The organism is Paenibacillus sp. JQZ6Y-1, from assembly GCF_040719145.1.
In the GTDB taxonomy this organism is placed as follows: Bacteria; Bacillota; Bacilli; order Paenibacillales; family Paenibacillaceae; genus Saccharibacillus; species Saccharibacillus kandeliae.
Genome location: NZ_JBFDUZ010000001.1, coordinates 1,210,514 through 1,234,293 on the forward strand (window position 1 = coordinate 1,210,514; position 23,780 = coordinate 1,234,293).

Genomic DNA, 23,780 nt, shown 5'->3' on the forward strand with positions numbered 1-23,780 from the left:
GACCGTGTGGATTATCTCTGTCTATTATGGAAAAGATTTCATGTATTCCTATACCGCCGCTTGTAAGTGAGCGAACAAAAGTGATAATCTAATGGAGTACGAACACTCTGGTCGTACAGACTTCGGTCGCAAGCATATGAAGGAGGATTTGGCAATTTGGAGACACTTCAAGTAGTTATTATGACGGTACTCATGTTTTTCGTTATTGTTACGGTGCATGAATGGGGACACTATTTTTTCGCCAAACGTGCCGGAGTACTCGTACGCGAATTTGCAATAGGATTCGGTCCCAAGCTGTTTTCATATAAAAAGGACGAAACCGTATTTACACTCAGACTGCTACCGTTTGGTGGCTATGCACGGATGGCAGGCGAAGACCCAGAGCTGGCAGAGATTCAGCCCGGACAGACCATTGCCGTACGGATGGCAGACAATCAGGTCAAATCCATCTTCGTGGATCAGTTGGACAATCGCCGCAATGTGATTCGCGGCGAAGTACAATCGATCGATCTGGTGGATGACTTGAAAATCGTGATGAACGTCGATAGGGAAGTGCAGACATTTGATGTGCACCCGCAAGCGATGATGACGGTCAAAGGGCAAGAGATTCAGATTGCTCCGCGTAATCGTCACTTCAACAGCGCTTCGGTTGGACAGCGCGCTTTGTCCATTTTTGCGGGTCCAGCGATGAACTTTATTTTGGCATTTGTGCTCTGTTTGATTTTCGTCCGTATGACGGGTGTGCCGGTAGATAATCCTACAGGCGTTGTACTCGGTCAAGTGACTGAATCATCGGCAGGCGCAGCAGCAGGATTGCAAAAAGGTGATATCGTTGAACAGATCAACGGTACAGCGATCGGCGGTGACTCCGCTAAAATGATCCAGCTGATTGAGCAATCGCCGAACAAAGCGATGGAATGGAAAATCGATCGTGGCGGTCAGGAGCAAATGTTGTCGGTCACACCAAAAGCGGATGCTAGTGCTGGGAATGTAGGTAAAGTCGGTGTAGCCGTTTCTGCACAGACACGTCCGGCTTCGTTCACCGAAACCTTTACGCAAGCAGGGCATCAATTTGTCGATATGAGCACAGCGATTTTGACAGGGCTCAAAAAATTGGTGTTTGGGCAATTTGCCATCAATGATCTGGCTGGACCAGTAGGTACGATTGATATGACGGCGCAAGTAGCACGTCAAGGTCTAGCAAGTATGATCTTGTGGACAGCCTTAATCAGTACCAACCTAGGGATCTTCAATTTGCTGCCGATTCCGGCGTTGGATGGAAGCCGACTGATCTTTATCTTTGTAGAATGGATTCGTCGGAAACCGATTGAGCCAAGCAAAGAAGGTTTGGTGCATGTCATCGGCTTTGCGATGCTGTTCCTGTTAATGATCGCCGTAACATACAATGATATTCTGCGTTTGATCAAAGGATAAAAATATACCAATTTATGCAACAAACATGACAGCCAGACCCGGCATATCCACATATGTCTGTTGGTCTGGCTGTCGTCTGCCATCTATTATTTTGCGGAAGCACGAGAGCGTAGAAGCCGTATGCAGCAATGGATTGCGGCGAAGAAGTCACATTTTCTACTATGCTCTTTTGCTTCTTTGCGTGAAATGATTCAAAAAAACGAGTCAGTCATGCTACAATAGATGAACAGACAGAACCGCATGCAGTAGCTGGCAGCCGTTCTGAACCAACACCAATACAGCAGCCGTTTCGGCGGGTGCTCATCTTAATAATGGTTACTTACGGGAGGATATCCACTTTTATGTCGAACGAAAAGCAGGACAAACAATTTGTAACAGAAATCACGCCACAGAGTGAAGACTTTTCACGCTGGTATATTGACGTGATCAAAAAAGCCGAACTGATGGACTATTCCCCAGTGCGCGGCTGTATCGTATTCCGTCCAGACGGATACGAAATTTGGGAGCATATTCAGCGTGATCTGGATCGTCGTTTCAAAGAAACCGGTCATCGCAATGCGTATTTCCCACTGTTTATCCCAGAAAGCTTTTTTGAAAAAGAAAAAGAACACGTGGAGGGCTTCAACCCAGAGCTGCCGTGGGTAACAGAAGCGGGTGGTGATCCGCTGGAAGAGCGTCTGGCGATTCGCCCAACGTCCGAAACGATGTTTGGACATATGTATTCCCGTTGGATTCAATCGTACCGCGATCTGCCAGTACTGATTAACCAGTGGGCAAACGTAGTGCGTTGGGAGAAGCGTACGCTGCCATTCCTACGTACAAGTGAATTCCTGTGGCAAGAAGGTCATACGGCGCACGAAACTGCCGAAGAAGCACTGGAAGAAACAATGAAAATGCTGGATGTGTACACTGAGTTTGTAGAAGAATTCTTGGCTATTCCTGTCATTAAAGGTCAAAAGAGTCCATCCGAGAAGTTTGCCGGTGCAAAAGCTACATACTCCATCGAAGCGATGATGAAGGACGGACGCGCTGTACAAGCAGGAACTTCTCACTATATGGGTACCAATTTTGCCGAAGCCTTTGATATTCAATTCCTGAGCCGTGAAAATACACAGGAATTTGCGCATACGACATCTTGGGGTGTGAGTACGCGTCTGATCGGTTCGTTGATCATGGTACACGGCGACGACCGTGGTCTGGCGCTGCCACCAAAAGTAGCACCAAAACAAGTCATGATCATTCCAATTGGTCCTCCAAAAACACGCGATGTGGTCGTAGGACGTGCGGACGAGCTGTTCGCTGAATTGAAAAAAGCTGGCGTACGCGTAGGGATCGACGATCGTGCCGATGTTCGCCCAGGTTGGAAATTCAACGAATACGAAATGCGCGGTATTCCTGTTCGTCTGGAAGTAGGACCACGCGATATTGAAAATGGCGTATGTGTACTCGTATCCCGCATTAGCGGCGAGAAAAAGCAAGTACCACTCGACAATATCGTTGAAGAAGTACAAAGCATGCTGGAGCAGGTACAGCAGGAAATGTACAATCGTGCCCTGTCCTTCCGTGAGGAGAACATGCACGTAGTCGATACACTCGACGAAATGAAGACCATCATGGAAGAGAAGCGTGGCTTCTTTATCGCTGGTTGGGATGGTACCGATGAAACGGAGCGTAAGGTGAAAGAAGAAACTGGCGCAACGATTCGTAATATTCCGTTCCAGTTGGATGTACAAAAAGAAAAATGTCTCGTAACAGGTCAACCAGCGAAGCATACTGTCGTATTCGCACGCGCATACTAATTCTTCAATTTGGTAATAGAGCGTTGTTATCAAAACAAGGCACACAGCATAATTAAGAATAGCAATTATACGCCTGATTGAGCTTTATAATCTGGCAGCAAAGCATAACTCAAGCAGGCAAGCTTCCAGCAAACGGAGTGGACATGAGTCCGGCACCGATGTATACGGAAGCTTGCTGCTTTTTTCAAAGGGGGACCTCATGAGCGCAAGCGGGGAAAAAAGACAACGTTTTGAGCTGTTGATGCAGCAGGCACAGGTGCCTGCAGGTCTGATGGAGCCCTATTTTGCGGATGGGATCATCGAGCGGGTGGAAATCAGCCGCAGCAACAAAGAGTGGAAACTGATTATCGCCAAAGATACACTGGTGCCTTCACCGACCTATCGTACCTTTTGCCGTCATATTCAGGATAAGATGAACCATATTGCCAAAATACGCTTTTTATTTCAATATAACGAACAGATTGATCACGTACAGGTCGTCGAAGAATATTGGACATTGTTTTTGGAATGGGTACAGCGTCAGATTCCATCGGTAAATGGATGGATGACTCGCGCCAAATTTGCTCTTAACGATGATGTGCTGACATTGACGATGACCGATCAGATGGCACTAGAGCTAGCGAAGAAAAAGCAGATTGATCAAGCAATCGTCAAATTTTACGACGAGTACTTTAATATACAGCTGCGCATCAAGATTGAAGTGGGCGAGAACTCCACGGAAGCAGTACAGGCATTCCATGAGCAGCGTCGTCAGGAAGAACTGCTGGAGATCGAACGTCTGATGACCAGCGTTGAATCCGAGCTGGAAGAAGAGCTGGATGAGGATGGCGAACCGGTACGCTTGCAGGTCGGCTACGAGATCAAAGACCCAGCTATGCCGCTACAGGAATTGCAGGACGAGGAGAAAAAGGTTGTCGTGCAAGGTACAATCTTCGGTCTCGACAGCAAAGAACTGCGTAACGGCAGTACGCTGTTTACGTTCTTCATTACCGACTTTACCGATTCTCTGCAAATGAAGATGTTTGCCAAAACAAAAGAAGATCTTAAAATCATGAGTCTGCTGGCAAATGGCAAATGGGTCAAAGCACGCGGACGCGTGGAATACGACCGATTTATGCAAATTCCAGAACTGGCAATGATCCCGTCCGATCTGAGCGAGATCAAATCGCCACCGGGACGCAAAGATGATGCTGAAGAGAAGCGGGTTGAATTCCATCTGCATACCACGATGAGTACGATGGATGGGATCACACCGATTGATAGATATGTAAAAACAGCTGCTGATTGGGGACATCCGGCGATTGCTGTAACCGATCATGGTGGTGTGCAATGTTACCCAGAAGCAGCAAAAGCAGCCAAAAAGCACGGCGTTAAGCTGCTGTACGGATTGGAAGCCAATGTAGTGAATGATGCGACCGCGATTGTATTGGAGCCACAGCCGCGAGACCTGCGTACATCCACTTACATCGTATTCGATATCGAGACCACCGGTCTGTCGATCACGCAGAACAAGATTATTGAGATTGCGGCGGTCAAGATGGTGGAAGGGAAAGAATTGGATCGCTATGCGACCTTTGTTGATCCGCATGAACGTATTCCATACAATATCCAGCAGCTGACCAATATTACCGATGAAATGGTACGCGGTGCACCGGAGATTGATCAGGTCATTCGTGAATTTGTAGAATTTGCTGGCGATGGGATTCTAGTTGCCCATAACGCACGCTTTGATATTGGATTTATCCAAGCAACATTGAAAAATCACGATCTACCAGAAATGACGAATCCCGTACTGGATACGCTGGAATTGGCACGTTTGCTACATCCAACACTGAAAAATCACCGATTGAATACACTCGCATCCAAATACAAAGTTGCATTGGAAAGTCATCACCGTGCGATTGACGATACGATTGCGTTGGGTGGCATTCTGTTCGGCTTACTGAAGGATGCGGAGCAGGAGCGCCGTTTGACACAATTGGATCGACTGAACGATTTTGTCGGTCAGGATCTATCCAATGCTCGTCCATTCCACTGTACGATTTATGCACTGAATGAAAAAGGCAAAAAGAACCTGTTTAAGCTGGTGTCGCTATCGCATACCGAATACTTCAAACGTGTACCGCGTATTCCGAAGTCTGTACTGACTCAGTATCGCGAAGGTCTGGTAGTATTGTCCGGTTGCGAAAAAGGCGAGTTCTTTGAAACCGTACTGAACAAAACACAGGAAGAAGCGGAAGAAGTCGCACAGTATTATGACGTGCTCGAAATCCAACCGATGACGATGTATATGCATCTGGTGGATAAAGGTCTAGTCGGCACACCGCGCGAATTGGAGATCGCCCTGCAAAAAATTTGCGAAATCGGCGAGAAGCTGGACAAGCCGGTAGTAGCGACAGGTAATGTGCATTATTTGGAACCGCGTGAGAAGATTTTCCGCGATATTACCATCAACGGGATTACTGGATTTAGCCCGCTCAAGGATCAGCGCAAGCCGGAAGCCCATTTCCGTACAACCAAGGAAATGCTGGAAGAGTTTACGTTCCTCGGCGAAGATAAGGCATATGAAGTAGTCGTGACCAATACGCAAGCACTGGCAGAACGCTTTGAGGTGTACCCGTTGTTCCCAGAGAAGCTGTTCACACCCGATCTGGAAGGCGCAGACGAAGAAATCCGTAATACCTGCTACAGCACCGCGCGTTCTATCTATGGTGAGGATTTGCCAGAGGTGATTATCGCTCGTCTGGAAAAGGAATTGGAGCCGATTATCAAGTACGGCTTCTCTGCCAACTATCTTATTTCCGAGAAACTGGTGAAAAAGTCAAACGAAGACGGCTATCTGGTCGGTTCGCGGGGCTCGGTTGGTTCGTCTATCGTAGCAACCTTCCTTGGCATTTCCGAAGTTAATCCGTTGCCAGCGCATTACATTTGCATCAATAAGGAATGCAAGCATAGCGAATGGTTCCTTGATGGTAGCGTACCAAGTGGATTTGACCTTCCCAAAAAAGAATGCCCGAATTGTGGCGGCGAGCTAAAAGGCGAAGGTCAGGATATTCCGTTTGAAACGTTCCTTGGCTTTAAAGGGGATAAGGTTCCCGATATTGATCTTAACTTCTCTGGTGATTATCAGCCGATTGCGCATAATTATACTAAAGTATTGTTTGGCGAGAAAAACGTATTCCGTGCCGGAACCATCGGTACAGTAGCGGAGAAAACCGCATACGGATTTGCCAAAAAGTACGAAGAACTGCATCAGAAAAAATGGCGCGGTGCCGAGCTGAGTCGTCTGGCAGCAGGCTGTACTGGCGTTAAACGTAGTACCGGACAGCATCCCGGCGGTATCGTCGTTGTACCGGATTATATCGATGTCGAAGATGTCACACCAGTTCAATATCCGGCGGATGATGTAAATGCCGAGTGGAAGACCACGCACTTTGATTATCACGCCTTTGAAGCCAACTTGCTCAAGCTTGATATTCTCGGACATGATGATCCGACGATGATGCGGATGCTGCAAGATTTAACAGGAGTAGACCCGACGACAATTCCGATGAATGATCCGAAGGTTATGAGTATGTTCAACTCCACCGAAGCGCTTGGCATTTCACCGCATCAGTTGCGTAGTCCAGTAGCAACCTATGGTGTACCGGAAATGGGTACCAAATTCGTACGTCAGATGCTTGTGGAATCGCAACCGTCCAGCTTTGCCGATTTGCTGCAAATTTCCGGTCTGTCTCACGGAACGGGCGTATGGCTTGGCAACGCGCAGGAATTGATCAAAAATAACACCTGTACGATCAAAACGGTAATTGGCTGTCGTGACGATATTATGTTGTTCTTGATTTATAAAGCGGGCATGGATGCGAGTCTGGCGTTTAAAATCACGGAGAGCGTGCGTAAAGGTAAAGGTCTGACGCCGGAATGGATCGACGAGATGAAGAAATGTAAAGTGCCACAATGGTACATTGATTCCTGTCTCAAAATCCAGTACATGTTCCCGAAAGCCCATGCCTCGGCGTATGTTATCTCTGCCGTGCGTACGGCTTACTTCAAGCTGTATCATCCGATTGAATATTATGCGACGTACTTCACAGTGCGGGCGGAAGATTTTGATATTGATCTGTGCTGTCAGGGATATGAAGCAATCTATCGCAAGATCGAAGAGATTGAGCAGCTTGGCTTCCAAGCGTCGCCGAAGGAAAAAGCGATGCTGTCGATTTTGGAGATGGCGCTGGAGATGACGGCACGCGGCTTTACCTTTAAACCACTCGATCTGTATCGCTCACACGCAACCTCCTTTACCGTAGATGGCAAAAGTCTGATTCCGCCGTTCTCCGCTGTACAGGGTATCGGTGACAATGCAGCGCGCAATATCGCTGCGTCACGTGAGCATGGCGAGTTTCTGTCGATTGAGGATTTCCAACAGAAATCCAAAGCGAGTAAAACGATCGTTGAGCTGATGACCCAGATGGGCTGCTTCCGCGGTTTGCCGGAAAGTAATCAGCTGTCTCTATTCTAAGTTTGACGTGGTAATAACGTTGTGGAACAAACGGTAGTGCTTGCTGTAGTACGATAAGCAATGATGTCATGTACCGTATCGTTAGATTGTTGTAAAAGGCATGCAGGTCAAGGCGAATTACTTGTCACCACTGCGGGATTATGGTATAATTTTTGAGAGTGAAGAAAGAAATAACCGTCCTGTAAAGAGTGGGGAAACCCACTCTTTACTGTTTGGTATGAGGCTGTCAGCTTATATTCACATCAGACCGCACTGCAAAAGATCGAACCGAGAGCGCTTTATCTGGTTCGATTTTCTTTAAGCTGGGACGGTTTGCGGATACGACAGCCTGCAAGGACATAACAGGATTCTAAGGTGATGGAGGGTTGGATTGTTTGAGCACACCAAAGATTAAAACGACCGTCGAGGAAATGGTGCAGCCATTTTTGGAGGAACATGGATTTGAGCTGGTCGATGTGGAATACGTAAAAGAAGGCAAAAATTTCTTTCTGCGCGTGTTTGTAGATAAAGAAGGCGGCATCGATATTGATGATTGTGGCCGGATCAGCGAGTATATGAGTGAACAACTGGATAGTCATGATCCGATCAAGGACCCTTATTTTCTGGAAGTTTCTTCCCCGGGTGCGGAGCGTCCGCTCAAAAAAGAGAGCGACGTGACCAAAGCGGTTGGCAAGGATGTATTCGTGACGACCTACGAGCCGGTGGATGGTCTGAAGGAGTTTGAAGGACGCCTGCTGTCATTTGACGATGGTGAACTGCTGATCGAAGCGGGTAAGAAACGCTTTACGATTGCATACGCAAAAGTAGCCAGCGCCAGACTGGCAATCATTTTTTAAACGGTGGTTTTTTGAAAGGGGGATCTTGAAGGTCATGAGTATGGATTTTATTGAGGCAATGAACGAGCTGGAACGTGAGAAAGGGATTAGTAAAGACGTGCTATTTGAGGCGATTGAAGCTGCCCTGATTTCCAGTTACAAACGTAATTTTAATACAGCGCAAAATGTGCGCGTGGATATGAACCGCAATACCGGCGCTATCAAGGTATTTGCCCGCAAGATGGTTGTGGAAGAAGTACTGGATGAGCGTACCGAGATTTCAGTAGGTTCTGCACGCGAGATCAACCCACACTTCCAATTGGAAGACGTGGCAGAGATCGAAGTGACACCACGCGATTTTGGACGTATTGCTGCCCAAACAGCGAAGCAGGTTGTTACTCAGCGTATCCGTGAAGCGGAACGCGGTTTGATCTACAACGCATTTATTGATAAGGAAGAAGATATCGTTACTGGTATCGTACAGCGTCAAGATGCGCGCAATATCTATGTAGACCTTGGCAAAGTCGAAGCGGTGCTGCCGCTGACTGAGCTGATGCCGAACGAGAAGTTCAACATGAACGAGCGTATCAAAGCCTACATCACCAAAGTAGAAAACACAACCAAAGGTCCTCAGATCGTGCTGTCACGCACACATCCGGGTCTGCTCAAGCGTCTATTTGAGCTGGAAGTGCCAGAAATCTTTGATGGCGTAGTTGAGATTCGTTCCGTTGCACGCGAAGCTGGCTTCCGTTCCAAAATCGCCGTTTACTCCCGCAATACGGAAGTAGATCCGGTCGGTTCTTGCGTAGGTCCTCGCGGTGTGCGTGTACAGACTATCGTTAATGAGCTGCGCGGCGAGAAAATCGATATCGTGCGCTATTCTGAAAGCGTGGAAGAGTATGTTGCTAACGCACTCAGCCCTTCCAAAGTGCTGGAAGTACAAGTATTTGAAGAAGAAAAGATGGCTCGCGTCATCGTGCCGGATTATCAGCTGTCGCTGGCAATCGGTATCAAAGGTCAAAATGCCCGTCTGGCAGCTAAGCTGACCAGCTGGAAAATCGATATTAAGAGCGAGACCCAGGCAGAGGAAGAATTTGGACGTCCGAGAGAAATGGGCGAAGAAATGCATCAGGATTCCGTATCGGTCGACTAAACCTTCCCGTTTTATGCCTGACCGGATCGACCTAATGATTCCTACGTCGAATGAACAGCATCAAGCTGCTTGATTCGGCGGCTGGACTATAGGGCAATCCGATGCTTGAAAGGGGTTGGTTATCAAATGAAGACGAAGAAGATACCGCTGCGCAAGTGTGTTGCCTGCCAGCAAATGATGCCGAAGAAAAGTCTGGTGCGGATCGTTCGCACGCCGGAAGATCAAGTAGAGATTGATTTGACCGGTAAAAAATCAGGTCGTGGCGCGTATGTTTGTGCCACGCAAGCTTGCTTCCAGCTGGCACAGAAAAGCCGCGCGTTTGATCGCGCGCTCAAAGTGCCGGTAAGCCAAGATATTTATGAACGGCTTGCCAGCGAATTTAGCAGCGTAGAAAGCCAATTCAGTTCAGTGCAGGAGAGAGACGCTAATGAATAACGAACTATCCCTACTCGGACTTGCCATGCGTGCCGGAAAAGTACTTTCCGGGGACGAGCTTGTACTGAAGGCCATTCGTTCCCGTGAAGCTACGCTCGTAATCCTCGCTGGTGATGCTTCCGCCAATACGCAGAAAAAATTCCGCGATAAGTGCAGCAGTTATCAAATCCCACTGTTGGTCGGTTACGACCGCGACAGTCTGGGAACCAGTATCGGAAAAGAAGGTCGTGTCGTGATCGCACTGACCGATCAAGGTTTCGCAGGGCTTCTCCGTAAACGAATAGGGAATTCGTCGGAGGTGGAATATATTGAGTACACAGGAGCAGAAGGATAAACTGAGAGTTTATGAATATGCGAAATCTCTCAATATGAGCAGCAAAGAAATCATTACGATCTTGAAAAAGCTGAATGTACCGGTCAACAATCATATGAGCGTCATGGAAGATGGCGCCGTAGGCAAAGTGGAACAGTTTTTTAAAAACATCAAGTCGAACGCTGCTGCCGATCGGCAGAGCAGCGAAACGAATAAATCGGCGGACGCTTCGGCGACGTACGAAAAAAATGAAAAGCAGGTAGGTATGGATATAAAAACTCAGAACAACTCATCCAATGGGAATAACAGATCCCAAAGCGGTTCCAGCAACTCAGGTAATCGCTCTAACTCGTCGTCCAGTCAAAGTAACGGTAACCGTAGCACACAAAGCTCCAACCAATCGGGTAACCGTAGCAATTCTCAAGGCGGAGGAAACCGTCAGCCAAGCGCTGCTTCCCGTCCGCAATCCGGTTCTTCTTCGCAGAACCGTCAGCCTTCGGGTTCGGTAAGAACGTCCCAAGGTGGCAATTCTTCTAGCGACAATCGCAACAGTGGCGGTAACAGCAGCCGTGGTGGTAATAGCGGCGGTGGCAATCGCAACAACAATAACAGCAACCGTGGCGGTAGCGGCGGTGGTAACCGTTATGGCAACAACAATGGTAACCGCAACAACAGCCGCGGTGGCAAAGGTCGCGGTGGCAGAAACTTCAACAACAACCAACCGCCACGTGAGAAAATCGATAATACACCGAAGAAAATCATCGTTCGTGGTGAGATGACTGTCGGTGAAACAGCCAAATTGCTGCACAAAGATGCTTCCGAAGTAATCAAGAAGCTGATCAGCAGTGGTGTAATGGCAACCATCAACCAAGAGCTTGATCTGGAAACGATTCAACTGATCGCCGACGATTACGGCGTTGAAGTAGAAATCAAAATCCCAGTTGAAGACGACCGTTTTGAAACGGTGGAAGAAGTGGATGATGAAGCCGATCTGAAATCCCGTCCTCCGGTTGTTACCATCATGGGTCACGTCGATCATGGTAAAACAACATTGCTGGATGCGATTCGTTCCGCTAACGTAACAGGCGGCGAAGCAGGCGGTATCACGCAGCACATCGGTGCATACCAAGTCGAAATCAACAAAAAGAAAATTACATTCCTGGATACACCGGGTCACGAAGCATTTACCGCTATGCGTGCTCGTGGTGCACAGGTAACCGATATTACGATCATCGTGGTTGCAGCTGATGACGGCGTTATGCCACAAACCGTAGAGGCGATTAACCACGCCAAAGCGGCAGGTCTGCCAATCATCGTAGCAGTTAACAAAATTGACAAACCAGGTGCAAACCCGGATAAAGTCAAACAAGAACTGACCGAGTATGAACTGGTACCGGAAGAGTGGGGCGGCGATACGATCTTCGTAAACGTATCGGCAAAACAGCGTATGGGTCTGGAAGACCTGCTGGAAATGATCCTGCTGGTAGCAGAAGTGAACGACTACAAAGCGAATCCGAATAAACGTGCCCGTGGTGCGGTTATCGAGGCTGAGCTGGATAAAGGTCGCGGTCCAGTAGCACGTATTCTGGTACAACACGGTACACTGAAAGTCGGTGACGCATTTGTTGCCGGTAACTGTTTCGGACGTATCCGCGCTATGGTAAATGATAAAGGACGCCGTCTCAAAGAAGCTGGTCCTTCTACACCGGTCGAAATCACTGGTTTGACAGAAGTTCCACAAGCAGGCGATCCGTTTATGGTATTCGAAGACGAGCGTAAAGCACGTTCGATTGCTGACAAACGCGCAATCACACATCGTCAGTCCGAGCTGGGTGCCAATACCCGCGTAACGCTGGATGATCTATTCCAGCATATCAAAGACGGCGAAATCAAAGATCTGAACGTCATCATCAAAGGCGACGTACAGGGTTCGGTCGAAGCTCTCAAAGGCTCGCTCGAAAAAATCGAGGTGGAAGGCGTTCGCGTCAAAATTATCCACCGTGGCGTAGGTGCCATCAACGAATCCGATATCATTCTGGCAGCAGCATCTAGTGCCATCATTATCGGTTTCAACGTTCGCCCAGATGTTCAGGCGAAACAAACAGCAGAGCAGGAGCAGGTGGACATTCGTCTGCACCGCGTCATCTACAACGCTATCGAAGAAATCGAGCAAGCGATGAAAGGGATGCTGGATCCAGAGTACAAAGAAGTGGTTATCGGTCACGCCGAAGTGCGTAATACCTTCAAAATCAGCCGTGTTGGTACGATTGCAGGCTGCATGGTTACTTCCGGTAAAATCACCCGTTCTGCGGAAGCACGCTTGATCCGCGACGGCATCGTTATTTTCGAAGGTAAGATCGATTCCCTCAAACGCTTCAAAGATGATGCCAAAGAAGTGGCACAAGGCTACGAGTGCGGTATCACGCTGGACGGCTACAATGATATGAAGGACAACGATACAATCGAAGCCTTCATCATGGAAGCTGTAGAGCGCAAATAACGAGGTGAAAAACAATGGCTAAGATTAGAACAGGACGTGTAGGCGAGCAGATCAAAAAAGAACTGAGCCTACTAATCCAAAATGAACTCAAAGACCCACGTATCGGTTTTGTGACCGTTACTGGCGTCGATGTAACCAATGACCTGTCACAAGCTGAGGTTTACCTCAGCGTGATGGGTGATGAAGAACAAAAAAAAGGTTCACTCAAAGGAATTGAAAAAGCATCCGGTTTCCTGCGCTCCGAGCTAGGCAAGCGCATCCGGTTGCGTCATACGCCTGAACTGCTGTTCAAATTTGACGAATCGATTGCTTACGGCAATCGCATCGACGAATTGATCAATCAGATTCATCGCGATGATTCCGGCAAAGACGAGTAAACCTCAAAGGAGACGGCAATGCAGACCTATGAACAGTCTCTTCTTGATGCAAAAGCATTCGTAGAAGAGCATGATAATTTTCTGGTGGTTTCGCATGTTCAGCCGGACGGAGACGCAGTCAGTTCCACGGTAGCCGTGGGCTGGCTGCTGTCTTGTCTCGGCAAACAATTTACCCTTGTTAACGAAGGTCCGATCCCAAAACGGATGCAGTATTTGACCTTATCCGGTGAAATTATCAATTTACTGGAAGACGGTGGCAAGCGGGAATATCAACATATCATCTGTGTCGACTGCGCGGATTTTAAGCGTGTCGGTCTGGTGAAAGACTGGATGTCGGAATCGGCGTCCATGTTGAACATAGATCATCATCCAACCAATGACCGCTATGGTGCTGTCAATGTCGTCAAGGATGACGCTGCTGCAACCGCTGAGGTTTTGTTTGACTGGATCAATCTCTTTGATGTGGAATGGACCAAAGAAGCAGCAGAAGCGATTTATACGGGTCTGCTGACGGATACAGGTGGATTCCGCTATTCAAGCACATCGCCTAAAGTGATGGAGATTGCTTCCCGATTACTAGAGCTTGGTGTCAAAGGACCCGATCTGGCGGAAACGCTACTAGAAGAAGTAACGTTGCCCCAGGTGAAAGTACTGGGTCTGGCATTGTCCACGCTAGAGCTGGAGGAGAATGGCCGGATTGCGCATGTGTATGTGACACCGGAGCATATGATTCAAGCAGGTGCGGAGAATGAGGATCTAGAAGGCATCGTCAATTATCCACGTAATATTCAGGGTGTTGAGGTCGGTATTTTCTTCAAAGTCATTGACGATCATGCAGTCAAAGCGAGTCTGCGCTCTGCTGGTAGAATTGATGTGGCGGCGGTTGCTCAGCATTTTGGCGGTGGCGGGCATATCAAGGCGGCAGGCTGTCGTCTCGAAGGCAGCTTGGAGCAGGTTAAGCAGCAGGTCGTGTCATATATAAAGGAGCTTTTATGAACGAGTTTGATGGTGTATTGGCAATACACAAGCCGGCAGGCTTCACTTCCCACGATGTCGTGGCGAAGGTCCGCCGATTGGTGCGTATGAAGCGAATTGGTCATACGGGTACGTTAGACCCAGCGGTTACGGGTGTATTGCCGCTTTGTTTGGGCCGTTCCACTCGAATTGTAGAGTACTTGCAGGAGATGCCCAAGGAATATGTCGCTGTACTTCGTTTTGGCATAGCGACAGATACCGAGGATCTGACAGGCGAGATTACCGAACAGGTAGAGAAGGTGGAATTGCAAGAGCAGCAGGTGCGTGAGGTGCTGAAAGGATTGACTGGTACCATCTCGCAGGTGCCGCCGATGTACTCCGCTGTCAAAATCGACGGCAAGCGTCTGTATGAGCTAGCACGCGAAGGCAAAACGGTGGAGCGCAAAGCGCGCGAAGTGCAGATTCATGAGTTGGAAATGATCGGCTGGACACCGGGCGATCATCCAGAAGTATCGTTCCGGGTGCTCTGCTCCAAAGGTACGTATATCCGTACGCTTTGCGTCGACATTGGTCGTGCGTTAGGGGTACCGTCGACGATGGTGCAGCTGGTACGCACACAGTCAGCAGGCATTACACTGGACAAATGTGTTACATTTGAACAGATTGAAGAGCTGATGGAGCAGGGTGCATTGGAGCAGTATCTAATTCCACCGGATCAAGCGATGTCAGCGTTGCCTGGATATACTGTAGATGCAGCCGTTTATAAGCATACGTTGCAGGGCAAGCATATCGCTCTGAACTATATTGCACCACGGGAATCGCAGTCAGTGCAACAGGAGCAGTCATCGCAAGATGAGCAAGCATTATCAGTAGATGCCTCTGCAGATGATGAAAGTATCATAGCGGCACAGCTGCTCAAGCTGTATGCGCCGGATGGTACATTTATTGGTATTTTTCAACGCGATGATCAGGCAGCCAAGATTGTGCCGGTCAAAGTATTTTTACCCTGACCTCTTACGACCAGCTTGAGTAAACACATTCATTTGTAGAAATGCGGGTGATATCACAGTGAATATAGTAAGGTTGGCTTATCCATGGCCGGAAGACGGCATTCCGCACGCAGCAGGCCCGCAGGTGATGGTGATCGGTCAGTTTGACGGTGTTCATCTCGGACATGCTAGTGTGATCGATTATGGCATCCGGCTGGCAAGGCGGCTTGGCATTTCCGCTTCCGTCATGACCTTTGATCCGAATCCGAAGGAAGTGCTTGGCAAAGGCGATTATGAAGGCTATTTGACCCCGCTTGCCATCAAGGAAGAAATACTGCGCGGCATGGGTGTAGATACACTCTATGTAGCGGAGTTCAACCATGCGTTTGCAACCGTGACACCAGAGCAGTTTTATGAACAAATGCTGGTGCCGCTACAGGTGCAGACCGCTGTCGTTGGATTTGATTTTCATTTTGGTCACCGTGGTGCCGGCACACCGGAATTGCTACGGGAACTAGGCCAGGATACGCTGTCGGTGGAAACTGTACCTGCCTTTTTGTTGGAAGATAGCAAAGTTAGCAGCTCGGCGATTCGCCGTGCCTTGCGTGATGGTGATGTTGCTCATGCGGCATTGCTGCTCGGACGCCCGTACCAGATTCGCGGTACGGTAGTGGACGGGGATAAACGAGGGCGTACGATCGGTTTCCCAACAGCCAATTTACAGCTAAATGAAAAATACGTCGTTCCTCGTCCGGGTGTATATGCGGTACGAGTCATGGCAGATGGAGCGTGGCGCCCGAGCGTAATGAATATCGGCTTCAAGCCGACCTTCCAAACGGGGGAGAAACGTCCAAGCTTTGAAGCGCATATTCTGGACTTCCAAGGTGATCTGTACGGTCAACAATTAGCGGTAGAACTCGTTGATTATATCCGCGATGAGCGCAAATTCGGCTCCATTGACGAACTGGTAACTCAGATCACCGCGGATGCACAAACGGCGCGTCAGATTCTTTCATAACGGCATTGCTATTTGCAATCCCTATGTGTTATACTGATCAACGTTGCTGTTTCTGATATCAGCAACATAACCTTGGCTTGGTTATTCGGTCTCACCGCCGATATCGAGGCCAATGGCGATTATTTATGAAATTTTAAGGAGGTGAATAGGATGGCATTAACTCAAGAGCGTAAGCAACAACTGATCGAGGAGTACAGAACTCACGAGTCCGATACAGGATCACCGGAGGTACAAGTCGCTATCCTGACGCAAAACATCTTGAACCTGCAGGATCATTTCCGCAGCCACAAAAAGGATCATCATTCCCGTCGTGGTCTGTTGAAAATGGTAGGTCAACGTCGTAAGCTTCTGGCTTACATCAAGAAAAATGATGTTAAACGTTACAGCGCACTGATCGAACGTCTCGGTCTGCGTCGCTAAAACTAAAATGCAATTCCAAAGCAGCCTGGTTGTTCAGCCGTATGGTCTTTTCGGAGCCAACGGCGGCGGCCGGGTTGCTTTTTGTAAGTACACATATTTTTCCGGTTGATATTCTCGGAAGGGAATTGAGACTTGATTATAGAATAGTAGGATGACCTAAAAAGGAGGAATTTCATGGAACAGCGAGTTGAAATGCAGCTCGGAGGCAGAACCCTCGTACTGGAAACTGGCCGTCTGGCCAAGCAGGCAAACGCAGCAGTAATGGTGCGTTACGGCGATACGTCTGTACTCTGTACGGTAACGGCGTCTTCCGAGCCCAAAGATCTGGACTTTTTCCCTCTTACCGTAAACTACGAAGAAAAGCTGTATGCCGTAGGTAAAATTCCCGGTGGATTTATTAAACGTGAAGGCAGACCGAGCGAGAAAGCGATTCTGGCAAGCCGTCTGACCGACCGTCCGATCCGCCCATTGTTCCCGGAAGGCTTCCGGAATGATGTACAGGTTGCCAACTATGTAATGAGTGTAGAGCAAGACTGCGAGCCGCAAATTGCTGCGATGATCGGTACGTCTGCTGCACTGAGCATTTCCGATGTGCCGTTTGATGGTCCAATCGGTGGTGTAGCGGTTGGTCGTGTAGATGGCGAGTTTGTCATCAACCCGACGATTGCTCAACAAGAAGTAAGCGAAATGTATCTGGTTGTTGCCGGTACACGCAATGCGATTATGATGGTGGAAGCAGAAGCAAATGAGCTGCCAGAGGATATCATGCTGGAAGCAATCATGTTTGGTCATGCTGAAATCCAAAATATCGTTACGACGATTGAGCAACTGGTACAAGTCGCAGGCAAGCCGAAAATGGCAGTGAAACTGCACACCGTGAACAGTGATGTAAACAGTGCTGTTCGTGCATTCGCAGAAGCACGTCTGGTAGACGCGCTGAAAATTGCTGAGAAGCAAGCACGTCAGGATGCTATCGATGTAGTAAACAACGATGCGGTTGCTCATTTTGAACAACAATACGCGGAAACGCCTGAATACATGGATGATGTAAAAGAAGTGCTGCACGATATCGTTAAAGAAGAAGTGCGCCGTCTGATCACCCATGATAAAGTACGTCCAGATGGACGTAAGCTTGAAGAGATTCGTCCAATCGAATGTGATGCGAAACTGCTGCCAAGAACGCACGGTTCCGGTCTATTCACACGTGGACAAACACAAGTACTTAGTATTTGTACACTTGGTGCGCTTGGTGATGTGCAGATTCTGGATGGTATTGCACCAGAAGAATCCAAACGCTTCATGCACCATTATAACTTCCCGCCATTCAGTGTCGGTGAAGCACGTCCGCTTCGTCCTCCGGGTCGTCGCGAAATCGGTCACGGTGCACTCGGTGAGCGCGCAATGTCCAAAGTTATCCCTTCGGAAAAAGAATTCCCGTACACCATCCGTGTCGTTTCCGAAGTACTGGAATCCAACGGTTCCACTTCTCAAGCAAGTATCTGCGCCAGCATTCTGGCAATGATGGATGCAGGCGTACCGATCAAAGCACCGGTAGCCGGTATTGCGATGGGTCTGATCAAAGATGGCGATCATGTATCCATCCTGAGCGATATTCAAGGTATGGAAGATCACCTCGGCGATATGGACTTTAAAGTAGCCGGTACAGCTGAAGGTGTAACTGCTATCCAAATGGATATCAAAATCAACGGCATCGACCGTCAAATTTTGTCCGAAGCACTGTCTCAGGCGCGCGAAGGCCGTCTGCACATTCTCGGCAAAATGAACGCTTTGATGGACAAACCGAGAACAAGCCTGTCTCAATATGCTCCGAAAATCGTGATCATCAACATCAACCCGGATAAAATCCGTGATGTTATCGGTCCCGGCGGTAAAATCATCAACAAAATCATTGATGAAACTGGCGTGAAAATCGATATCGAGCAAGACGGTCGCGTATTCATCGGTTCTTCCGACGAAGAAATGATCAAAAAAGCACAAAAAATGATCGAAGATCTCGTACGCGAAGTCGTTGTTGGCGAAACGTACCTAGGTAAAGTAAAACGGATCGAGAAATTTGGCGCATTCGTAGAACTGATTCCTGGTAAAGACGGTCTCGTTCACATTTCCCAGCTGTCTAACGAGCGTGTGGCAAAAGTGGAAGACGTTGTAGCTATTGGCGATATGATCACGGTGAAAGTAACTGAGATCGATGGTCAAGGTCGCGTAAACCTGTCCCGCAAAGTACTGCTGACTGCAGAAGCAGGCGAAAAAGCAAACTCCTAATCCTTGATGTGTCCGTCAGGACGCTAGAGTGTTGGCAGAATGCTGCCTGTTAATTTCATAGCTAGATGAGTAAAAGAGCCAGAGTCTGTTTCTGACTCTTTTTTTCATTTCTACGTGTATTTCCTGCTTCTGCCAAAATCATGATACGATTGTCATCTGCTGTCAGCGTAGAATACGAAAATACAGTCCATCGTAGAGCAACGTGCGATATAGATTATGATCATTTTTTTGTATTATAAAAACAAGTTTTTGCAGTGGATGACAGTTTCTTTCTATAATAAGCAATCGGAAGGAAAGGCAATACGTAGTTATAATCCTACTCATCACCAGATAAGGAAGATCAGATAGGCAGCTGCATCATGTGATATCCAAGATGCAGGTAGAGCCAAATCGAATATTATGTTAGGATAGGAATGCATTTATCAATGAGGGGGCCAGTCAATGGAACGGATACAATTGAATAATGGTCTGCGGATCGTTATGGAAAAGATGCCGACTTTCCGTTCTGTCACATTCGGAATCTGGATCAAAACCGGTTCTCGTAACGAAAGTCTGGTGACAAACGGAATTTCGCATTTTATTGAGCATATGCTGTTCAAAGGCACCAAACGCTTTGATGCCAAAAAGATCGCTGAAATTTTCGACGGCATCGGCGGTAATGTCAATGCCTTTACAAGCAAGGAATATACATGCTTCTATGCCAAAGTGCTGGATGAGCATCTGGAGATTGCGCTGGATATTTTATCCGATATGTTTTTCAATTCTCTATTGGATGCCGACGAGCTGGCACGGGAGAAAAATGTCATTCTAGAGGAAATTTCCATGTATGAAGATGATCCCGACGATCTGGTGCATGATCTGGTGACTGTTGCTTCGTATGGCAATCACCCGCTTGCTTATCCGATTCTTGGGACGTCTGAGCGTCTAGCGCCGATGGGACCAGATCAACTTCGGTTATTTATGAAGGATCGTTATACAATTGAAAATACTGTGATCAGCATTGCTGGTCATATCGACGATAGTGTCGTACCGCTGCTGGAAAAATATTTTGGTGGTTTTGATATTCACGGTAGTGAACAGGAACTGACTGCACCGACCTTCAAAGGTGAACTTGCCTTTCACAAAAAGAAAACTGAACAAAATCATATCTGCATCAACTTCCCAGGTGGTAAAATAGATGATCCGAGATACTACGCTATGGTGCTGCTCAACAATGCACTGGGCGGCGGCATGAGCTCGCGTTTATTTCAGGAAATCCGTGAGAAGCGTGGTCTAGCGTACTCCGTCTATTCTTACTATACTGCACATGCAGATAGCGGACTGTTTACGATCTATGCTGGTACAGCGCCGAAGCAGACACAGGACGTATTCGAGCTGACCCACAACCTGCTGCATGATCTGAAGGTGAATGGCTTAACCGAGTACGAATTGGAGCAAGGCAAGCAGCAGCTCAAGGGTAGCCTGATTCTTGGATTGGAAAGCACAAGCAGCATGATGAATCGTCTGGGCAAAAACGAAATTATGCTAGGACAGCATGATACAGTTGACGAGACGATCCGCTATATCGAAGAGGTGCAAATGGAGGATATCCGTTCTGTCATCGACGATATGTTTGCGGAGCCGTATGCGCTGGCAATGGTAGGCGCATCGGATAAAAGCATTGCACATGTAAGGAGAGATGAACTTGTCCACTAATGCCTTTACTATCGAAATTATGACCCTTGCAAACCACGAAGGTCTGGAGCTGCCGCGCAAAATGTCCGAGCAGGCTTCTGGCTATGATCTGTATGCAGCGGTTGATGCACCGATTACACTGCAACCCGGCGAACGCATGCTAGTACCGACAGGTCTAGCGCTGGCAATGCCGGGCGGACTAGAAGCACAGATTCGTCCACGCAGCGGTCTTGCATTGAAACATGGAATCACCTCGCTCAATACACCAGGTACGATTGACGCAGACTATCGTGGTGAGATCAAAGTACTGCTGATCAATCATGGTCAAGAGCCGTTTGAGATTACACGCGGTGAACGTATTGCGCAGATGGTATTCCAAATCGTACCCGAAACGCATTTGGTACAAGTACAGGAATTATCAGAAACCGTACGCGGAGCTGGCGGATTCGGTCATACGGGTACCAAATAATACGCTATATTATAGCTAGAAAAGACGCTGCGATACCATATCCCATTATCAGCAAAGCGTCAGTGCTTTAAAACTTTTCTGCAAAACAGTTGAAAGATATGACAGGGAATGATATTATTTCTACAATTATTGCAGGATACTGAAATTTATTTCCGGCACTATTCGCCGGGCGGTCAGGGTCTGCGGTGGTCGTAATAGACCGCCGTTTCAGTCTTTGTACAGATGCCCTGCAAAATCGAAGGGGAGAGAGATGCTAGATGTCTAATCAATTCTTTAATGTGGCTGTCGTTGGAGCGACAGGAGCAGTAGGACAACAGATTGTAAGATTGCTGGAGGAACGCGATTTTCCGGTGAAAACGCTGAAGCTTCTGTCTTCCGCGCGCTCGGCTGGTAAAAAGGTGCTGTTCAAAGGGCAGGAAGTGACGGTAGAAGAAGCAACGCCGGATAGCTTTGCTGGTGTAGACATTGCGCTGTTCAGTGCTGGTGGTGACATCAGTAAGGCACTGGCACCGCATGCTGTTCGTCATGGCGCAGTTTGTATCGACAATACGAACGCTTACCGTATGGACCCGGATACACCGCTGATTGTACCGGAAGTTAATGCGGAACGCATTGCCGATCACAAAGGCATTATCGCGAATCCAAACTGTTCCACCATTCAAATGGTAGCTGCTCTGAAGCCACTGTATGACCGTTATGGTATCGAACGCATCATCGCCTCGACCTATCAGGCGGTATCCGGTGCGGGCAACCAGGCGATCGAAGAATTGAAGCGTCAAAGCCAATCTGCGCTAGCGGGTGAAGATGTACAACCAGACATTCTTCCGGTTGGCTCTCTGCCAGTGAAGCACCAAATCGCTTTCAACGCGATTCCGCAAATTGATAAATTTCAGGACAACGGCTATACACTGGAAGAGATGAAAATGGTTCGGGAAACGAAGAAAATCATGGAAGATGATGACATCAAAGTCACCACTACATGTGTACGTATCCCAGTTGTGTATGGACACTCGGAGTCCGTATACGTTGAATTAAAACAGGACTTTGATCTGGACGAAGTAAAACAGCTTCTCCAATCTGCACCGGGCGTAACGCTGGTGGATGATCCGGCTAATCAAGCCTATCCACTCGCAACGGATGCAGCCGGCAAAAACGATGTGTTCGTAGGCCGTCTGCGCCGCGATCTGGGCGATTCCCGTGGCTTGAACATGTGGATCGTATCGGATAACCTGCTCAAAGGCGCAGCATGGAATGCGGTTCAAATCGCCGAGATCATCGCCGCAAAAACAGCAGCAGTTAGCAGCTAACGGAGGCGTATGGTCATGACGACCTTATTACAAAAAACATCAAACATACTGGTACAAAAATTTGGCGGCACATCGCTCTCAAGCCCTGAAGCGCGACAGCATGTGCTGCGGCATATCAAACGCGAGCTTGCCCGGCAGGTCAAGCTCGTTGTTGTGGTATCCGCAATGGGACGCAGTGGCGACCCATACGCTACCGATACATTACTGGATAGCACCGCTCACAATGGCAGTGTGCCATCTGCACGCGAACGCGATCTGCTGATGGGTTGCGGAGAGATCATTTCTGCTGTCAATCTAAGTGGTATGCTGCATGCCGAGGGCATTCCGGCTGTTGCGTTAACCGGCGCACAGGCAGGTTTTATCACCGATGATAATTTTGGCAACGCGCGTATTCTGGCGATTCGTCCAGAGCGTGTACTGCAAGAACTGGAAGAAGGTAAGGTTGTCATCGTAACTGGCTTCCAAGGTCAAACCGAAAATGGCGATCTGACCACATTGGGACGCGGAGGCAGTGACACGTCGGCAACGGCGCTTGGCGCAGCTTTGCATGCAGGCATGGTGGATATCTATACCGACGTTGAAGGAATTCTGACTGCTGATCCGCGTATTGTCGAGGATGCTAAGCCGCTTGCTTACGTGAGCTATGCCGAAATTTGCAATATGGCTCATCAAGGAGCCAAAGTCATTCATCCACGCGCCGTTGAGATTGCGATGCAGGCGCAGGTGCCAGTACGTGTTCGTTCCACCTTTGCCGAAAGCGAAGGCACGCTGGTTACTCAGCCGGAGCAATTCGTTGATTCGCCGGGTGGTGTGATTGACCGCTTTGTTACTGGTATTACCTACATGAACAATGTAACGCAGATTACAGTTAATCAGCAGGACGGCGTGGAAAACCTCCAGCTTAAAGTATTCCAGTCGATGGCCGAAAACCGCATCAGCGTCGATTTTATTAATGTAACGCCTTACGGGGCGGTCTATACGGTATTGGATTATGAAGCAGAACGGGCAATGGAATTGCTTCGGGATATGGGTCTGCAACCAAGCAGCGTATCCGGATGTGCAAAAGTGTCAGTCGTTGGTGGCGGCATCAACGGTGTACCGGGGATTATGGCGCGAATCGTCGCTGCATTGACCGGTCAAGGCATCACTATCCTTCAGTCTGCCGACTCCAATACAACTATCTGGGTGCTGGTGAAAAAGGAAGATATGGTACAGGCAGTCCGTGCCCTCCACAACCAGTTTGAACTGCACCTATAATCTGCCCAATTTCTGCGGGAACTATCCCGTATTGAAGGAGGAA

18 protein-coding genes are annotated in these 23,780 nt (G+C 48.3%); all 18 read left to right on the top strand.

What is annotated here, in order from left to right; all coding sequences use genetic code 11:
• Positions 1–156: 156 nt before the first annotated feature.
• Positions 157–1,434 carry an RIP metalloprotease RseP gene (gene rseP / locus ABXR35_RS05410; protein WP_367056517.1) on the top strand — a complete coding sequence of 426 codons (1,278 nt, stop codon included), beginning with the start codon at positions 157–159 and terminating at the stop codon, positions 1,432–1,434.
• Positions 1,435–1,775: 341 nt separating this feature from the next.
• Complete coding sequence (proS, locus tag ABXR35_RS05415) at positions 1,776–3,233, top strand: proline--tRNA ligase (protein ID WP_367056520.1); 1,458 nt, start codon at positions 1,776–1,778, stop codon at positions 3,231–3,233.
• Positions 3,234–3,432: 199 nt separating this feature from the next.
• Complete coding sequence (locus ABXR35_RS05420; RefSeq protein WP_367056523.1) at positions 3,433–7,752, top strand: PolC-type DNA polymerase III; 4,320 nt, start codon at positions 3,433–3,435, stop codon at positions 7,750–7,752.
• 374 nt (positions 7,753–8,126) lie between these two features.
• Complete coding sequence (gene rimP / locus ABXR35_RS05425; protein WP_367056526.1) at positions 8,127–8,588, top strand: ribosome maturation factor RimP; 462 nt, start codon at positions 8,127–8,129, stop codon at positions 8,586–8,588.
• A 34-nt stretch (positions 8,589–8,622) separates the two neighbouring features.
• Positions 8,623–9,720: a transcription termination factor NusA gene (nusA, locus tag ABXR35_RS05430; RefSeq protein WP_367056529.1), complete on the top strand. Its 1,098-nt coding sequence runs from the start codon at positions 8,623–8,625 to the stop codon at positions 9,718–9,720.
• 126 nt (positions 9,721–9,846) lie between these two features.
• Positions 9,847–10,155, top strand: coding sequence for an RNase P modulator RnpM (gene rnpM, locus ABXR35_RS05435; RefSeq protein WP_367056532.1), 309 nt, complete (start codon positions 9,847–9,849; stop codon positions 10,153–10,155).
• Entirely contained in the window at positions 10,148–10,489 is a 342-nt protein-coding gene (locus ABXR35_RS05440) for a YlxQ family RNA-binding protein (RefSeq protein WP_367056535.1), read from the top strand. Before rnpM ends, ABXR35_RS05440 begins: the two co-directional genes overlap by 8 nt.
• On the top strand, positions 10,464–12,968 hold the full coding sequence (infB, locus tag ABXR35_RS05445) for a translation initiation factor IF-2 (protein ID WP_367056538.1): 2,505 nt from the start codon (positions 10,464–10,466) through the stop codon (positions 12,966–12,968). The genes ABXR35_RS05440 and infB overlap by 26 nt, the downstream gene beginning before the upstream one ends.
• 14 nt (positions 12,969–12,982) lie before the next feature.
• Positions 12,983–13,345: a 30S ribosome-binding factor RbfA gene (rbfA, locus tag ABXR35_RS05450; protein WP_367056541.1), complete on the top strand. Its 363-nt coding sequence runs from the start codon at positions 12,983–12,985 to the stop codon at positions 13,343–13,345.
• 18 nt (positions 13,346–13,363) lie between these two features.
• A complete protein-coding gene (locus tag ABXR35_RS05455) occupies positions 13,364–14,341 on the top strand; it encodes a DHH family phosphoesterase (RefSeq protein WP_367056544.1) in 978 nt (325 codons plus the stop codon).
• Positions 14,338–15,330 (top strand): tRNA pseudouridine(55) synthase TruB, encoded by a 993-nt coding sequence (truB, locus tag ABXR35_RS05460; RefSeq protein WP_367056547.1) that lies wholly within the window; start codon positions 14,338–14,340, stop codon positions 15,328–15,330. The genes ABXR35_RS05455 and truB overlap by 4 nt, the downstream gene beginning before the upstream one ends.
• Positions 15,331–15,388: 58 nt before the next feature.
• Positions 15,389–16,327 (top strand): bifunctional riboflavin kinase/FAD synthetase, encoded by a 939-nt coding sequence (locus ABXR35_RS05465; RefSeq protein ID WP_436669321.1) that lies wholly within the window; start codon positions 15,389–15,391, stop codon positions 16,325–16,327.
• Positions 16,328–16,477: 150 nt separating this feature from the next.
• Positions 16,478–16,747, top strand: a complete 270-nt coding sequence (rpsO, locus tag ABXR35_RS05470; protein ID WP_367056550.1) for a 30S ribosomal protein S15 — start codon at positions 16,478–16,480, stop codon at positions 16,745–16,747.
• Positions 16,748–16,921: 174 nt separating this feature from the next.
• On the top strand, positions 16,922–19,030 hold the full coding sequence (pnp, locus tag ABXR35_RS05475; RefSeq protein ID WP_367056553.1) for a polyribonucleotide nucleotidyltransferase: 2,109 nt from the start codon (positions 16,922–16,924) through the stop codon (positions 19,028–19,030).
• Positions 19,031–19,471: 441 nt separating this feature from the next.
• Positions 19,472–20,725 (top strand): M16 family metallopeptidase, encoded by a 1,254-nt coding sequence (locus ABXR35_RS05480; protein ID WP_367056555.1) that lies wholly within the window; start codon positions 19,472–19,474, stop codon positions 20,723–20,725.
• Positions 20,715–21,173, top strand: a complete 459-nt coding sequence (gene dut / locus ABXR35_RS05485; protein ID WP_367056557.1) for a dUTP diphosphatase — start codon at positions 20,715–20,717, stop codon at positions 21,171–21,173. Before ABXR35_RS05480 ends, dut begins: the two co-directional genes overlap by 11 nt.
• A gap of 257 nt (positions 21,174–21,430) precedes the next feature.
• The gene (locus ABXR35_RS05490) at positions 21,431–22,480 is read left to right on the top strand and encodes an aspartate-semialdehyde dehydrogenase (protein ID WP_367056559.1); all 1,050 of its coding nucleotides are present in this window, start codon (positions 21,431–21,433) and stop codon (positions 22,478–22,480) included.
• Positions 22,481–22,495: 15 nt separating this feature from the next.
• Positions 22,496–23,737, top strand: a complete 1,242-nt coding sequence (gene dapG, locus ABXR35_RS05495; protein WP_367056562.1) for an aspartate kinase — start codon at positions 22,496–22,498, stop codon at positions 23,735–23,737.
• Positions 23,738–23,780 lie beyond the last annotated feature (43 nt).